The following is a 16,500-nucleotide window of genomic DNA, read 5'->3' as shown; positions in this document are numbered from 1 at the left end:
TTATCACTTAAAAAACATCAATGAAAATTGGAATAGTTTGTTACCCAACCTTTGGTGGGAGCGGGGTTGTAGCCACTGAGCTGGGCAAAGCCCTTGCCGACCGTGGTCACCAGGTTCATTTTGTAACCTATAACCAGCCCGCAAGGCTGGACCTGTTCTCCGAAAATCTTTTTTATCACGAAGTTTCCGTATCCAATTACCCGCTTTTTGATTTCCCGCCCTATGAGCTGGCCCTTGCAAGCCGCCTGGTTGATGTGGTAAGGTTTGAAAAACTGGATATCCTGCACGTGCACTACGCCATTCCCCATGCTTCTGCGGCATTTATGGCCAAGCAGATCCTGATGACCTACGGCATTTATATCCCCGTAGTTACTACCCTGCATGGTACAGATATTACACTGGTAGGGAAAGACCGTACTTTTAAACCGGTAGTTACATTCTCTATCAATAAATCAGACGGAGTTACCGCTGTTTCCGAACACTTGAGGAATGATACATTTAACTTTTTTGAGATCGAGAACGATATTAGGGTGATCCCCAACTTTATTGATCTTAAACGCTTTAATCTTAAGGCTAAGGATCACTTTAAAAAGGCAATAGCTCCATCGGGCGAAAAGATAATTGTGCATACCTCAAACTTCCGCAAAGTAAAACGCACGCCTGATGTAATAAAAATCTTTGCTGAGATCGTTAAAAAGATCCCTGCAAAATTGCTGATGGTTGGCGATGGGGGTGAACGTTCCTATTGCGAACAACTGGCCCGCGACCTTAATGTATGCGATGAAGTACGCTTTTTAGGCAAGCAGGACGCCATTGAAGAGATCCTGTCAGTATCCGATCTGTTTTTGATGCCCTCTGAATCAGAAAGTTTTGGCTTAGCAGCATTAGAAGCTATGGCATGTAAGGTGCCTGTTATCAGTTCAAATGCAGGTGGCTTGCCCGAACTGAACATTGATGGCGAAACAGGCTTTTTAAAAGATGTAGGCGATGTTGACGGCATGGCCGAAAAAGCGATCTATATACTGGAAGATGAAGAACGCCTGAAAACTTTTAAAGAAAATGCCCTTACCCGTGCAAAAGTATTTGACCTGGCTGCTATTTTGCCGATATATGAAAATTACTATATAGAGGTGCTTGACCGCGTAAAGGAAAAAGCGGTATAATGAAAATTTTGAAAGCAAAAACTGATACTTTGGCAGGATTTATGCTTAGTCAAGTGAAATAAATATACAATGAAAAAATTAGTTCAATTTTCTTTTGCAGTTTTAGCCGTTACACTGATATTATCGGCCTGCTCTCCTTCTAAAAATGCAATAACAGGTGCAAGTAATGTTTCACGCGGCAAATTCACCGGTACGTGGACATTAAATAACGTTAGCTATGATGGTATTGTGCAGCAAGCCGTTCAAAATGTATTTGACCAGGCCCCACCACAGGGCTTTGTGGGCAGTACCTGGAAGCTGACTAACAGTGGCAACGGGATCTACACTTTACAAAACGGTACATCGCAAACTATATTCTGGTCAGTAAATAACAATTCGGGCAGCAATCAGTTGTTCCAGTTTAAAAAACTTTACCAGGGTGATAAGGCACAAAAAGTAACAGAAGGGTACCAACTGGTTGTAGCCGCTAATGACGGTAACAGCATGACCTTGAAATCGCCAATAGCTGTGGGCGATAAAACCGCTTATATTATTTACTCGTTTACAAAAACGCAGTAAAAGAGCTGAAAGCGAAAAGCCGAAAGCAAAAAGCTTATTTTACATTGCAATAGAAAAAGCATAAAGGAGAAAGCATAAAGCCGAAAGCATAAAGCTTATTTTACATTGCAATAAAAAGCATAAAGTCTAAAACCTAACCAGCTTTGGACTTTATGCTTTTTGCTTTTAGCTCCCTTAAGAAGCTTTAGTCTTTGTGCTTTTTCGCTTTCAGCTAAAAATTTCAGCTCCCTTACTCCGCGGCTGTAAACTTCAGGCAAACCGGATTTCCTATATCAAGGCTACCCTGGATCCGGAATAATTTACCGGTGGCTTTATTTATTTTATATATAAAAATGCTGTCGCTGTCTTGGTTGGCTACAATTAAGAAATTGCCGTTTGGGTCAATTGCAAAATCGCGCGGATTTTTACCAAAGCTCGAAATTTGATCCACCTGGGTAAGCTCGCCGGTTTCTTCATTTACTGCAAAGCCGGTAATATTATTGGTTTCTAAACGGTTTGACGCATAAAGAAATTTCCCATCTGGTGTAAAATGTATGGCAGCTCCTGCGGTTTGGCCCTTAAAGCCCGCCGGTAAAAACGAGATCTTTTGTTTTTCTTTTAACTTACCATTGTCATAATCAAAAACATGTACGTTTGATCCCATTTCGGTTATCAGGTAAACATGTTTTTTATCGTTCGAAAACACTAAATGGCGTGGGCCATCTCCCGGAGTTATGTTTACAAAAGGAGGCTTAGCATCTGTTAATGGGTTTTCCTTACTTGCCTTATAACGGGTTACATGCAGCTTATCAGTACCAAGGTCGGTATAAAGTACATATTTTTCATCCGGGGAGAGTACAGCAGTATGTACGTGTGCCGCTTCCTGTCTTTCTTTATTTATACCATGACCATCATCATGCATACTTTGAATACCGTTTGCCAATGATCCATCTTTGTTTATCGGCAGCACAGCTATGGATCCGCTGCTATAGTTTGCTATAAAAGCGTTTTTCTGGTCTTTATCAACCGAGATATAACAAGGATCGGCACCTAATGACGATTGTTTATTAATAAACTCCAGCTTACCTTGTTTGGCATCAAACTTAAATGCGCTAACCTCGCCCAGCTTACCATTTTCATTTACCGCGTAAACAAACTTGTTATTGCTGGCAACGGTAAGGTATGATGGATTACTTACGCCATCAATTTCATTTAAATAAGCTAAACGGCCTGTTTCTGCATAAAAGCGGTAAACATAAATACCTTTGCTTTTACCCTTTGTATAAGTGCCTATAAGTAAGTCGAAAGTTGAAGGGCCTGCCGGTTTCTTCTTTTGTGCATATATAAGCGCCGGAAACAGCAGCATAATCAGTATCAGGAATTTTTTCATTGCAGGATAAATTTGGTTACAGCCTGCAAGATAGTGATTGGAGGTGAAAGCGTAAAGCAAAAAGCTGAAAGCTTCGCCTTAACCGGCAACAACTTTCAGCTTTAACTTTTTGTGTTTTATAGCTTTGGCCTTTTAGCTTTCTGCTTTTAGCCTTGAATCAAGTGCTTCAACTGTATTACTTCTTTCTCCTCTAAAAATCTCCAGCGGCCGCGTGGAAGGTCTTTTTTGGTAAGGTTGGCATATACTGCCCTGTCAAGCTTTACAACTTCGTAGCCTAAATGTTCAAACATGCGGCGTACAATCCGGTTTTTTCCACTGTGGATCTGGATGCCTATCTCTCTTTTTGAACCACCGGCAACGTATGAGATTGAATCAGGTTTTATTAAACCGTCTTCCAGCTCAAGTCCGAAACCAATTTTGTTCATATCGCCCTGGGTTAAGCTCTTATTCAGCTCAACCTGGTATAATTTAACAATGCTGTTGCGCGGGTGTGAAAGTTTGTCAGCAAGATCGCCGTCATTGGTCATTAAAAGCAAGCCTGTGGTATTCCTGTCAAGGCGGCCAACCGGGTAAATGCGTTCTTTACTGGCTTTTTCAACCAGGTGCATTACGGTACGGCGCTCCTGTGGGTCTTCGGTAGTTGTTATATAGTCTTTAGGTTTATTAAGCAGCACATAAACCATTTTCTCGCGTTTCAGCAATTCGCCGTTATAGCGGATCTCATCTTTCTGCGGGTCAACCTTGTGCCCTAATTCATTTATCACTGTGCCGTTAACTGATACAACACCTGCAGCAATCAATTCATCAGCCTTACGGCGTGAGCAGATGCCTGCATTTGAAATATAACGGTTAAGCCTGATCAGGCCGGTATCTTTTGTTTCCGGGCCTTTTTTACGGCCACGCAAAGTTTTTGCGGGCGCATCCTGGTCCTTAGTTATTTTATCGTAACGTGGTTTTGAACGATGTGGTTTATCAGCGTCAAACGGTTTATCGCTGCTTGGTCTTTTAAAACCAGCACCTGTTGATGGTCTGTCGCCGAATTTTTTATCGCCTGTTCTTTCACCGCCAAAGCTTCTTTTTGGTTTGTCATCAGCATTAAATGAACCTGTTGATGATTTGCTGCGCGATGTAAAAGGCTTTTTATCACCTGTTCTTTCACTGCCGAAGCTTCTTTTTGGTTTATCATCAGCGTTAAATGAACCTGTTGATGATTTGCTGCGCGATGTAAAAGGTTTTTTATCGCCTGTTCTTTCGCCGCCAAAGCTTTTTCCTGGCCTTGGATCATTGTCAGCAATTCTGCCGGTATATGGCCTGCTCTTTGGCGCGAACGCTCTTTTCTCGCCTGATGACTCACCATCTGATGGCCTGCCGCTGTATGGCCTGCTTTTTCCGGTAAATGCTTTCTTTTCGCCCGGGCCGCCGCTAAAGCTGCTTGCCGGTTTGTCATAACTACTTTTTCCGGGTGACGAAAAAGATCGTTTTTCGCCGGAGCCTTCACTGTTATATTTTTTTGATGGACGGGAACTTTTGGTTTGATCAGAACCTGGTGTAGAATTTCCTCTTGATGAGGTTGATCTTTTGGGCCTGTCACCGGCCTTTGGAGCCCTGTTTGATGATCTGCCGGATTTGTCGTCGCGACTGTTCCCTGGTCTGTTAAATGCCATAATTTTTTCTTTTGCGCTTTCGCAGCGTGAGGGTCAAAGTTAAGGTTTTTTGAGGGATTTCTATAATTTTTTTATTGTAAACAAAATCGCCGTTTAAACGTTTTAAAGCCAGTTTTTGAACCGAAAACCAGGTTTTAAAAATGCGCTAAAAAGCTAAGTATTTGATAATCTGACTTGTATAACTTATCTTTGCAGCACATTCTACCAAATGTATAATTTATGGATAAAAAAGAAATGACAAAGAGACACCTAATTACGTGCTCCGTAATAGTGTTGCTGGTTATCATTTCGGTGTTCAATATTTGTGGTACAAAGGCTGTGCCAACTGCAAATATCAGCAACGCCAAGGCACCTTTACCCGTTAATAAAACGGAAAAATTAAGCCCCCGCATCTCATCATTCATTTACAAAACCGCAGAGGCTGTAAATGATTATACCTTCGCTAATGAAGCTATACCACTCAGAGATGCCAGTGTAACCCGCAAATTGAAGTATTCGCTTAGAAAGCATAGTTTTAAATGCGTTCAATCAAATGTTCTGCAAAATAAGGCGGAAAAATTATTCCCCATTATTGAGCCCATTTTAAAAGCGTATGGAATTCCTGACGATTTTAAATACATCCCTTTAGTGGAATCGGGTTTATGTGAAGGTACTTCTGCAAAAGGTGCAAGAGGCTTGTGGCAATTTATGCCGGGCACAGCACGCACTTATGGCCTTAAAGTAGGACATGGGGTTGATGAACGTTTAAATGTTCGCAGATCAACAACCGCTGCCTGTAAGTACATCAAAGAATTGTACACAGAGTTTAATAGCTGGACATTGGCTGCCGCTGCCTATAACAACGGATCTATTAAATTAGAAAAGGTTATTAATAAGCAAAATGAGGATAATTATTTCCGCATGCATTTAAACCGCGAAACCGGCGCTTATGTTTATAACCTGATTGCTATGAAAGCAATTATTACGCAGCCAAAAAAGTATGGCTATGATTATTATAAAGTAGGAAATAATGGCAGCGGAATACTTGAGCTGCTGGCTATTAACTAATACACGGATTTTAATCCGCACAAAGTAAAATTATATTACGGAGCACTTTGAGGCCGGCCTTCCTGATGGATGGTCGGCCTTTTTTTGCGTATATTTGTAGCATTGTAAGTTAATTGAGTTGATTAAGTGAGTGGTTGATTAAGTTGAGGGAAAATCTTAACCTAATCAACTTAATCTAACCCAATCAACCCAATCAACTAATTAAAACATGAACAAAACATCCATCGACCTGGGCGAACAAAACGAAGTTGAAGTATACGGGGCCCGGGTACATAATTTAAAAAATATTGATGTTTCTTTTCCGCGCAACCAGCTGGTGGTAATAACCGGTTTAAGCGGCAGCGGAAAATCATCGCTGGCATTTGATACCATTTATGCCGAGGGGCAGCGCCGTTATATGGAAACATTTTCGGCCTACTCACGCCAGTTTATGGGTGGCATGGAACGGCCTGATGTTGATAAAGTATCAGGCCTTAGCCCGGTTATTGCTATCGAACAAAAAACAACCAGCAAAAACCCGCGCTCAACTGTAGGTACTATAACCGAGATCTACGATTTTATGCGTTTGCTTTTTGCGCGTACAGGTGAGGCTTACTCCTATGTTAGCGGCGAAAAGATGGAGCGCATGTCTGAAGATCAGATCCTGAAAACTATTTCAGAAAAATTTAACGGCGAACCTGTAAATATTCTTGCCCCGGTTGTAAAAGCCAGGAAAGGCCATTACCGCGAGCTTTTTGAACAGATCCGTAAACAGGGTTACCTAAAAGTTTGGATTGATGGCGCTATGGCCGATGTTGAACCGAAAATGCAGTTGGATCGTTACAAGATCCATGATATCGATATTGTGGTTGACCGTCTTGTTGTTAGTGAAAATGACAGCAAGCGCTTATATACCTCCATACAGGCAGCTTTAAAAATTGCAAAGGGCATTATCCGGATAGGTGATAAAGACAATAATGTGGCTTATTACAGCAAGTATTTAATGGACCCGATTTCGGGCATCTCTTATGATGAGCCTCAACCCAATACCTTTTCTTTTAACTCGCCTTATGGCGCCTGTGAAAAATGTAATGGACTAGGTTATATTTTTGAGGTTGATGAAGCATCGGTTATCCCCAATCCAAAACTAAGCATCCTGAATGGCGGCCTTGCACCTTTGGGCGAATACAGGGAAACATGGATCTTCCAGGTATTAAAAGCGCTTGCCAAAAAATACGAATTCGCCTTATCAACCCCCATCGAAAAACTTTCAAAAGATCATTTGGATATTATCCTGAACGGATCAAATGAAATGATAACTGTTGCGGTTGAGTATAACAAGTGGAACGTACAGAGCTACCAGGTAGCTTTTGACGGAATTATCCGCATGCTGGAAGAACAGCAGGAACGCCGGAGTGAAGAAGGGATGGATGACATGGAAAACTACCGGGTTTTAAGAACATGCCCAACCTGTGACGGCGCCAGGTTGAAAAAGGAATCGTTGCATTTTAAGGTTGATGATAAAAATATTTTTGAGCTGGCCTGCATGGATATCCGTACCCTGCAGGATTGGTTTGCCAATTTGGAAGACCGTTTAACCGAACGCCAGAATGTTATTGCAAAAGAGATTTTAAAGGAAATAAGAGCAAGAATAGTTTTCCTGCTTGATGTAGGCTTAAACTATTTAACGCTTGATAGAACTGCAAAAACATTATCAGGCGGTGAGGCACAGCGGATTCGGCTGGCAACGCAGATAGGTTCGCAGCTGATGAACGTGATGTATATTTTGGACGAGCCAAGCATTGGCTTGCACCAAAGAGATAATGAGCGCTTAATTAACGCCCTGAAAAACCTGCGTGACTTGGGTAATACCGTATTGGTAGTTGAGCACGATAAGGATATGATATTGCATGCCGACCACGTGATTGATATGGGCCCGGCTGCCGGTGTACATGGCGGCGAAATAGTTGCGCAAGGCACTCCTGCCGAGCTAATGAAAGTTCACACGCTTACAACCAGTTATATTAACGGCGAGCGCAGCATCGCTATCCCGGAAAAAAGACGTGAAGGCAATGGAAAAACGCTGAGCCTCAAGAAAGCTACAGGTCATAATTTAAAAAAGGTATCGGTTGATTTCCCGTTGGGTAAACTGATAGGGGTCACCGGTGTATCAGGCAGCGGTAAATCAAGCCTGATAACTGAAACATTGTATCCTGTTTTAAATCATCATTTCTTTAGAGCTAAGAAACACCCGCTTCCTTATGAAAAAATTGAGGGACTGGAACATATTGATAAGGTTATTGAGATAGATCAAACTCCTATTGGCCGTACCCCGCGCTCAAACCCGGCAACTTATACAGGGGTGTTTTCTGATATCCGGAACCTTTACGTACAATTACCCGAATCAAGGATCAGGGGATATAAACCCGGTCGTTTTTCATTTAACGTAAAGGGGGGCCGTTGCGAAACTTGCCAGGGAGCAGGCTTAAAGGTTATTGAAATGAACTTTTTACCCGATGTGCAGGTGCCTTGTGAAGAGTGCGGCGGCAGAAGGTACAATCGTGAAACGCTGGAAGTACGCTATCGCGGTAAATCGATCAGCGACGTGCTGGATATGAGCATTGAGGATGCTACGCCATTTTTTGAACACATCCCGGCTATTTACCGTAAAGTAAAAACGCTGTTTGATGTGGGTCTGGGATATATCACATTAGGGCAATCATCAACAACACTATCGGGCGGCGAGGCTCAACGTGTTAAACTGGCTACTGAGCTCTCCAAAAAAGATACCGGTAATACTTTTTATATTCTTGATGAGCCAACAACCGGCCTGCACTTTGAAGATATTAACGTACTGCTGGGTGTATTACAGCAACTGGTTGATAAAGGAAACACCGTATTGGTAATTGAACACAACCTTGATGTTATAAAAGTGGTTGATCATGTGATTGACCTTGGCCCCGAAGGTGGTTCAGGTGGTGGTAAGATCCTGTTTAGCGGGACACCCGAAGGTTTGTGCAAAGTCAAAGAAAGCTTTACAGGGCAATTTTTGAAAAAGGAGATGGGGATAAAATAAGGGTAAAAAAACCATCTCATTATCAAACTTCATTTTTTATTTCGGGATAAGTTTCGGCGCAATCCTGGTAAACACACCTGGTGCAAACCTGGTTAGCCAAAGCGCAATCCGTTCACCACTGAATTTACCGATGTAAGATTCAAAGGAACCTCTTTTTATGGCTTTCAGGATTTGTTTGGCTGCGCGATCTGCCGGAAGGCCGTTTTCTATATTTTCAGACGGCTTACCCAAACCATAAGCATCACTGGTAAGGGCGAATAAGGAAATGTTGGTGCGAATATAACCCGGCGTAAGTATAGTTACTTTAATGTTATCAGCCTTTACTTCCGCCCGCAGGCAGTCGAAAAAACCATGCAGGGCGTGTTTGGCAGCTGCATAAGCCGACCGCATAGGCGTACCTATCTTCCCCATAACGCTGCTTGTAATTACAAAATGCCCATCTTTCCGCGCCATGAAATAAGGCAGCAGCGCCCTTGTGAGCACTACATAACTAAAATAATCCACCTCCATTACCCGGCGATGCACCTCCATTTCTGTTTTGACGACAAGTGACCTCTGAGTTATCCCTCCATTATGTACCATAATATCTATTTGCCCGAAACATTTAATTGCTTCTGTTACCTTGTTTTCCAATGAATGTGGATCTGAAAGATCTAATGGAAGCAAATGAACTTGTTCAGGAATTGTGCAATCTTGTTTAACCCGTTCCAGTTCCGGCAGCCTTCTACCGGATAATATCAGCTTTGCGCCACGGGCCGACATGGCATAGGCAAGGGCTTCACCAATTCCGGAAGAAGCGCCAGTGATCCAGATAATTTTATTTTTAAAGTGGTTGTTCATGCTAATTATTCTTCTCAATTATGAAGGCCAGTACTTTGTCCTAATTTAATAAAATTTCGGACTGGAAATATAGTCTCATCAAAAACAGAAAATAACCCACATTAAAAAAAGGAAATTACACTCTTGTAAAATATTTTCATTTCTTATGGTACCATTCCCCATCTCATCCGACTATTGGCAAAATGTAAGGTACCATGAGCCGGAATGATATTGAAGAACTATTAGATCGCTACTTAAATGGAGAAGCATCGCCAGAAGAAAATGAGCGGGTTGAAACCTGGCTAAATAATAACGGGAACATTAATTCCGAATGGCAGCAATTGGACAAAGCCGATAAAGACCAATGGCTTTCAGGCTTATTTAATGAGATCCGGGGCACTATAAACAATCCTAAAGTTATTGCATTACCAAAGCGTAACCCTTTATGGAAATACATAGGTGCTGCAGCAGCTGTGCTGGCTATATTTTTTACTGTTTATCTTGAATGGCCTGTGTTGCAAAACCGGATGCACCCGGTACAGTTAACAGCGTTGCATGTTCCGCTAAATCAAAAAAAGCAGATCACATTGGCCGATGGCAGCCAGGTTTGGGTTAACGCCGGTTCGGAGTTAAAGTATCCTGTAGCATTTAATGCCAAAACAAGAGAAGTTTACCTTTCGGGCGAGGCTTATTTTGATATCAAACATGATGTTTCAAAACCTTTTATCATTCATACGGGCAAAGTGGTCACCACCGTTTTGGGTACAGCCTTTAATATTAAGGAAGACAAAAATCAACATACGGTAGTTGTTACGGTAACCCGCGGCAAGGTAAGCGTTGCTAATGGCGATGAGCCATTGGGTATTATTACCCCTAATCAGCAAATAAGTTTTAATATACAAAGCAACAAAGCCATTCAACAGGCTGTGGATGCAACCCGGGCGATTGCCTGGCAAAAAATCGATCTTCATTTTGAGGATCAAACATTTGCAGAAGTGGCTAAACAACTGGAACAGCGTTTTAATGTAAAGATAGGCTTCAGTAACGACAGGATTAAAAATTGCCGGTTTACCGGCGCTTCATTAACCGGGGAAAAGCTGGAAAAAGTATTGAAAACCATCTGCGATTTTAACAATGCCACCTATAAAACCCAGCCTGATGGCAGCATTACTATTGACGGGCCCGGCTGTGATAATTAATATCAAATCAACAAGCAAAAATGATCCACATAAAATAAGGTAATACCACGGTTTTATCGCAAGGCGAAAGAAACTAATAATAAACCTGCAAGCCGACTGGCATCGGCTTACAGGATCCCGGGGTACCCGGGGTTTTAAATCATTCGGAAATAACTAAAACATTTAAAATTATGAATTTTTCTGCAAAAATGCGGAAACCGGGAGAGCTATTTGCTAACCTGCCCGGTATTATAACAGCTAATAAAACTTTTATCCGTCAATTAATGCGTATAAGTGTACTGGTAACTTTAATATTATTAACCACTTTCCAACTGCTGCTGGCTACTGCCAGTAAGGGGCAGGATATTACTACCGAAAAGGTTACCCTGGGCCTTAAACAGCAAAGCGTGGAAACCGCCATTAAGGCAATGGAGCGGCAAACCTCTTTTGTTTATTATTACCGCAAGGCCGATCTTAAAAAACTCACCAACATAACCCTGCCCTACGGCACCCGCACCGTTGAACAAACGCTGCAGGAATTATTGAAAAATACTTTTGTTTCATACAGGCAGGTTAATCAAAATATCTTTATCGAAAAGCAAACAAAACAAACAGCTTACGAAATAAAGGGTAGGGTTATAAACCTTGCCCGTAAACCGGTTGATTTTGCGAATGTAAGTATCCAAAAAGCTGATTTTGGAAAAGTCCTCCAGTCGGTAATAACGGATACCGGTGGGTACTTCAAATTAAATTTAACGGAGAAAGGGAATTACCTGCTCAAAATTTCGGCAGTTGGAATGGATAGTATTTCGGTAGCAGTTTCTTTGGCTGATCTTAAAACAATCCAGCTGCCTGATATCGTGCTCGGCACAAAAACCACAAATTTAAAAGAAGTTACCATTATAAGTAAAAAGCCTCTTATTGAGCAAAAGATTGACCGTACAGTTGTTAACGTAGATGCGCTGATCAGCAATGCGGGCACAACCGCGCTTGAAGTATTGGAAAAATCGCCCGGGGTGCAGGTAGATGAACAAAACGGGAGCATAAGCCTGAAAGGTAAAGCAGGAGTAGCTATTTATATTGATGATAAGCCCACCTACCTTTCGGGCGATGACCTTCAGAATTACCTGCGTTCGCTGCCATCCTCCACGCTCGACCAGGTAGAGATCATGACCAACCCGCCTGCCAAGTATGATGCCGCCGGAAATTCGGGTGTGATCAACATCCGAACAAAAAGAAACAAAGCCAGGGGCTTTAATGGTGGATTGAGCCTGGCATATGTTCAGGGAGTAAAAGCAAAAACCAACAACAGCTTCAACTTTAATTATCGGGATAATAAATTTAATTTTTTCGGTACCGTAAGTTATAATGTTCAAAACGGTTTTAATTACCTTGATATTAACCGCAGGTATGAAAATGCCGATGGCAGTACCAGCTCTTATTTTATGCAGCATAACGATATTACCAATAACGGACAGGCGGTAAATACGAAGATAGGGATGGACTATTACCAGTCTGATAAAACAACCTGGGGAATTGTGCTGAATGGTATGTACCGGCCATCAACCAATAATTTTTCAAATACCAGCAGGCTTTTAGATGCAGGCAGCCAGCTCGATTCACTTATTTTGGCGCATAACAGGGAAAGCGATCATTTTAAAAATGGCGGGATCAACCTTAATTACAGGCACGAATATGATAAGAACGGGAAGGAGCTTACAGCCGATTTTGATTACATAGTTTACCGCAATAACAGGAACCAGCAATTTAATAACGAGAGTTATTTGCCCAATCAAACATTGATTTCAAAGGATCTGTTAACAGGTACGCTCCCGTCTGATATTCATATCTATTCTGCAAAAACAGATTATACCCACCCTTTAGCAGATGGATGGAAGCTGGCCGCAGGCCTAAAATCAAGCTATACCAAAACTGATAACCTGGCTGTTTATTCAAATACGGTAAATAATGTAACCACACCTGATTATGACAAAAGCAATCATTTTATTTACAAGGAAAATATAAATGCGGCATACCTGAATTTGAATAAGGATTTTAAAAAGCTTTCTATCCAGGCCGGACTAAGGGTTGAAAACACAGGTTCAGACGGGCACCAGCTTGGTAATGCCATAAAGCCGGATTCTGCCTTTAAACGCAATTACACTAATCTTTTCCCAACTTTTTATCTTCTATATAAACTGGATACCGCCGGGAACAATCAATTTGGACTAAAATATGGGCGCAGGATAAACCGCCCGTATTACCAGGACCTTAATCCATTCATCACTCCTTTGGATAAGTTTACTTATTATGTAGGTAATCCCTTGCTGAATCCTGCGTTTACAAATAACATTGAGCTTTCACATACCTTTAAAAACAGGATCACAACCACTATAAGCTATGGAAAAACAACAAATGACGTTGATGAAACCATCCAGATCCTGAATGGTATTTATTACAGCAGGCCCGGTAATATTGGCAGCACCATAAGCAAAACTATTTCTGTTGATGCCAGTTTTGATCCTGCAAGCTGGTTTAATTTTCACATCTACGCCGAGGTTGGTAATAACGAATATAAAAGCAACTTTTATACCGGCCCACTTGATACTAAAGGAACCTACGTTTACATTCAACCTATCCTGCAATTCAGCATCAGCAAAACCTGGAACGCCCAGCTCGACGGATATTATCAGAGTAAAATAACCTATGCACAATTTGTGTTGGGAAACCGCGAGCAGGTAAACGGGGGTATCTCTAAAAAACTGTCGGCCAGCACCACGCTCAAGCTTACAGTAAATGATATTTTTTATATATACAGAAACACAGGGGTGATCAACAACCTGGCGCTTGCCGAAGCATCTTATCATAACCGTAATGATACCAGGCTAGCCGTTTTAACGTTAAGTTACAGATTTGGTAAAGCCATTACCAACCAGCGCCAGCACGAAGCCAATGGTGCAGAAAGCGAAAAAAACCGGGTTAAAAATTGATTTTAAAAATATTTTATGCTTCGTTCTTTATAAGATCAGTTAATAAAAAGCACCTGGCATAGGTGCTTTTTTATTATTATGAAATATTCCCCCTTTATTTTGCGTCATTTATCTGCTGAATAGCATCATTGGCTGCTTTTGCAGAAATTGTATCATTCAATTTCGCACGCTGTTCCTTAATAGTATTCAGGAATTTGATCATGTAAGGAGCAGCACCGGAGCCTTTATAGTTGATGCCCAGCTGTTTCAGCTCGTCAATACCGTTTTGTACCTCTTTAGGTTGTGTTAAACGACCAATCATGCCAGCAAACCTCATAGTGAGATGTACCTGATCCTGGAAATTAGCCTCCTTATAGTGGTTGTACACAAATGGCCACTGGGCCTCTCCGCCATTGGTGGCATACACACTTATAATAGCTTGAGTTAAAGCCCCCTCATTGTCATTTTCAAAGCTCTTTGCGTAAGTCATACCCAAGGTAGGGTCTAACTGTATAATACCATTTAAAGCGGCACCGGCTACCAAATATGACTGGCTGTTTAACGCTTGTTTAAACACATTCATATTAACCGGGTCTTTCAATACTGAGAGGGTGTTAATGGCAGCAGCCTGAACCTGCGTATTAGTGTCTGTTTTGGCAAGTTCAATTAATATTGGAATAGCTGCGTTTCGTAAATCATCGTCAGCATTTCGTATATCTTCGTGCTTCATGTTCAACACGCCGATAGCTTTAAGGCGCAAACCCGGAAACTTATCTTTCAATGCAGCGATGAGCACTTTTCGTGCACCTTTCTCTGACTGATTTTTCGCAGCAACCTCAATCGCTTCATCCCGGTCAAGATATAATGGCGCTTTAAAATATTGAAAAATGTACTCTTCAAGTGTTTTATTATCTGTTTTTTTGGTGACCAGGATTTTATCTGCATCCACATTAACCAGGTCGGGTTTTGATGCTGCTTTAAAAATTAATGTGTCCGCTTTGTTGCGCAGCCATACCTTATGCCGTTCCTTTGAACCTTTCGCATAAAGATCAATAGCAACAGGTAATACAAAAGGGATTCCGTCCTGTGCTTGTTGCAGGTAAACGGTTTCCGTTTTTGTTGTATCGTCCCATTTATAGCTGATGTTTAGTTCCGGATGCCCGGCGCCATAATACCACTGGTTAAAAAACCAGTTCAGATCAAGGCCACTGGCTTCCTCCATGGCAATTCTTAATTGCGGCACTTCCGCATTTTTAAAAGCATATGTGGTTAGGTAAATATGTAACCCTTTATAAAAAGCAGCATCACCTAAATAGTTTCGCAGCATATTTAAAATACGCCCGCCTTTTGAATAGGTGATACCAAATGGATCTTTGGGATTTTTATAATAAAAAGTGACCAGGCTTTTTGTTCGTGCATCGCTGCTGCCCAGGTAATTCTGCAAACCTTGTTGTACATGTTCATCTGCGGCATCTTTGCCATATTTATGTTCCAGCCAGATGATCTCTCCAAAATCCGCAAAGGATTCATTCAGCGTAATATTGCTCCAGCTTTCTGCGGTCACATAGTCGCCAAACCACTGGTGGAACAATTCATGTTCAATACCTGCATTATACCAACTGTCAATTAATTCTCTTTTGGTTGATTGACCACCAAATATAGCCGCTGTTGTATTTTCCATGGCCCCGCCTACGTAATCGCGCACAACCACCTCCGCATATTTGTTCCAGGGAAAGTCAACCCCAAGTGTTTTGGAGAAAAACTCCATTGCTTCAGGTACAAGGCCAAACATATCTTTGGCATAGGGCGCGTATTTTGGCTCCATGTAATAGCTTACCTCTTTTCCGTGCCAGCTATCTTTGTAGATCTTAAAATCCCCAACAGCCATCATAAAGAGGTACGGCGAATGCGGCAACTCCATTTTCCAGGTATCAGTACGGGTGCCATCTGCATTGTTTTTTTGCGAAGCCAACCGGCCATTGGATAGTGTAGTATACTTTGAAAGGGTGGTTATACTAATCTCTCCGGTAGTTTTTTGATTAGGCTTATCAATAGTTGGAAACCATGCTGAATTGTTTTCCGGCTCCCCCAGCGTCCATATTTGAGTAGGCTTGTCTTTTTCAGCCCCATCGGGTTTAACAAAATACAACCCATGCTCATTATTTTTCCTCCCTTTTAACTCTTCGGGCTTTGAAGTATAATTAATGTACAGAGTGTAGGCTTCTTCAGGCTGATAGATCTTATTCAATTTAATATTTAAGCTCAAGCTGTCGTATGAAAAATGCAAAGGCACGCTTTTACCATTTTTTATGATCGCAATAGTATGGATCTCCATCCCTTTAGCATCCAGCCTAAGTGTATCAGTGGGGTAAAAATGAGGGCGGAGGGTAACCCACTCCTTACCATATAAATAACGTTTTTTATAATCAAACCGAACATCCAGTTTGGTATGTACCAAGTCATTGATCCTGGGAGCTGTTTCATGATAACCTTTAACCGGAAATTCTGATTTGAGGTCCTGAGCGAAGAGTGGAATGAACAGTACATTGGCCAATATCAGTCCGCAAAGTAAGGTGGCGCTAATTCTTCTCATTTCAAGTATTTTTAATTTATTCAAATATAGTACTATTTATAACATAGTACTATATTATTACAGTTAATTATTTTAATTACAATAC

At 41.6% G+C, this 16,500-nt stretch carries 10 protein-coding genes; 6 read left to right on the top strand and 4 right to left on the bottom strand.

Annotated elements, in window-relative coordinates; translation table 11 throughout:
* The first annotated feature begins 20 nt into the window (after window positions 1-20).
* Together bshA and BUE31_RS28855 are read left to right on the top strand one after the other, a co-directional pair.
* A complete protein-coding gene (bshA, locus tag BUE31_RS28860; RefSeq protein WP_073407357.1) occupies window positions 21-1,163 on the top strand; it encodes an N-acetyl-alpha-D-glucosaminyl L-malate synthase BshA in 1,143 nt (380 codons plus the stop codon).
* Between the two features lie 69 nt (window positions 1,164-1,232).
* A complete protein-coding gene (locus BUE31_RS28855; RefSeq protein ID WP_073407356.1) occupies window positions 1,233-1,721 on the top strand; it encodes a hypothetical protein in 489 nt (162 codons plus the stop codon).
* A 229-nt stretch (window positions 1,722-1,950) separates the two neighbouring features.
* Here BUE31_RS28855 and BUE31_RS28850 read toward each other — a convergent pair whose 3' ends face one another.
* A complete protein-coding gene (locus BUE31_RS28850) occupies window positions 1,951-3,090 on the bottom strand; it encodes a lactonase family protein (protein WP_073407355.1) in 1,140 nt (379 codons plus the stop codon).
* Between the two features lie 146 nt (window positions 3,091-3,236).
* On the bottom strand, window positions 3,237-4,754 hold the full coding sequence (locus tag BUE31_RS28845; RefSeq protein WP_073407354.1) for a pseudouridine synthase: 1,518 nt from the start codon (window positions 4,752-4,754) through the stop codon (window positions 3,237-3,239).
* Window positions 4,755-4,988: 234 nt separating this feature from the next.
* Here BUE31_RS28845 and BUE31_RS28840 point away from each other — a divergent pair, with 234 nt between their 5' ends.
* Window positions 4,989-5,801: a lytic transglycosylase domain-containing protein gene (locus BUE31_RS28840; protein ID WP_073407438.1), complete on the top strand. Its 813-nt coding sequence runs from the start codon at window positions 4,989-4,991 to the stop codon at window positions 5,799-5,801.
* A gap of 208 nt (window positions 5,802-6,009) precedes the next feature.
* The gene (gene uvrA / locus BUE31_RS28835; protein WP_073407353.1) at window positions 6,010-8,856 is read left to right on the top strand and encodes an excinuclease ABC subunit UvrA; all 2,847 of its coding nucleotides are present in this window, start codon (window positions 6,010-6,012) and stop codon (window positions 8,854-8,856) included.
* Between the two features lie 36 nt (window positions 8,857-8,892).
* Here the strand turns inward: uvrA and BUE31_RS28830 are convergent, their stop codons facing one another.
* Window positions 8,893-9,696 (bottom strand): SDR family oxidoreductase, encoded by an 804-nt coding sequence (locus BUE31_RS28830; protein ID WP_073407352.1) that lies wholly within the window; start codon window positions 9,694-9,696, stop codon window positions 8,893-8,895.
* A gap of 194 nt (window positions 9,697-9,890) precedes the next feature.
* On the opposite strand from BUE31_RS28830, the gene BUE31_RS28825 reads away from it, so the two are divergent.
* Window positions 9,891-10,874: a FecR family protein gene (locus BUE31_RS28825; RefSeq protein ID WP_073407351.1), complete on the top strand. Its 984-nt coding sequence runs from the start codon at window positions 9,891-9,893 to the stop codon at window positions 10,872-10,874.
* A gap of 170 nt (window positions 10,875-11,044) precedes the next feature.
* Window positions 11,045-13,843, top strand: a complete 2,799-nt coding sequence (locus BUE31_RS28820) for a TonB-dependent receptor (RefSeq protein ID WP_073407350.1) — start codon at window positions 11,045-11,047, stop codon at window positions 13,841-13,843.
* Window positions 13,844-13,937: 94 nt separating this feature from the next.
* On the opposite strand, the gene BUE31_RS28815 is transcribed toward BUE31_RS28820, so the two are convergent.
* The gene (locus BUE31_RS28815) at window positions 13,938-16,415 is read right to left on the bottom strand and encodes a M1 family metallopeptidase (protein WP_073407349.1); all 2,478 of its coding nucleotides are present in this window, start codon (window positions 16,413-16,415) and stop codon (window positions 13,938-13,940) included.
* Window positions 16,416-16,500 lie beyond the last annotated feature (85 nt).

Source organism: Mucilaginibacter sp. OK098, assembly GCF_900142915.1.
In the GTDB taxonomy this organism is placed as follows: Bacteria; Bacteroidota; Bacteroidia; order Sphingobacteriales; family Sphingobacteriaceae; genus Mucilaginibacter.
Note: the sequence above shows the minus strand (reverse complement) of the source record. Positions and strands in the feature narration are given on the sequence as shown.

Coding starts and splice junctions, on each gene's coding strand:
- bshA (WP_073407357.1), top strand. CDS start 21: ATGAAAATTGGAATAGTTTGTTACCCAACCTTTGGTGGGAGCGGGGTT.
- BUE31_RS28855 (WP_073407356.1), top strand. CDS start 1,233: ATGAAAAAATTAGTTCAATTTTCTTTTGCAGTTTTAGCCGTTACACTG.
- BUE31_RS28850 (WP_073407355.1), bottom strand. CDS start 3,090: ATGAAAAAATTCCTGATACTGATTATGCTGCTGTTTCCGGCGCTTATA.
- BUE31_RS28845 (WP_073407354.1), bottom strand. CDS start 4,754: ATGGCATTTAACAGACCAGGGAACAGTCGCGACGACAAATCCGGCAGA.
- BUE31_RS28840 (WP_073407438.1), top strand. CDS start 4,989: ATGACAAAGAGACACCTAATTACGTGCTCCGTAATAGTGTTGCTGGTT.
- uvrA (WP_073407353.1), top strand. CDS start 6,010: ATGAACAAAACATCCATCGACCTGGGCGAACAAAACGAAGTTGAAGTA.
- BUE31_RS28830 (WP_073407352.1), bottom strand. CDS start 9,696: ATGAACAACCACTTTAAAAATAAAATTATCTGGATCACTGGCGCTTCT.
- BUE31_RS28825 (WP_073407351.1), top strand. CDS start 9,891: ATGAGCCGGAATGATATTGAAGAACTATTAGATCGCTACTTAAATGGA.
- BUE31_RS28820 (WP_073407350.1), top strand. CDS start 11,045: ATGAATTTTTCTGCAAAAATGCGGAAACCGGGAGAGCTATTTGCTAAC.
- BUE31_RS28815 (WP_073407349.1), bottom strand. CDS start 16,415: ATGAGAAGAATTAGCGCCACCTTACTTTGCGGACTGATATTGGCCAAT.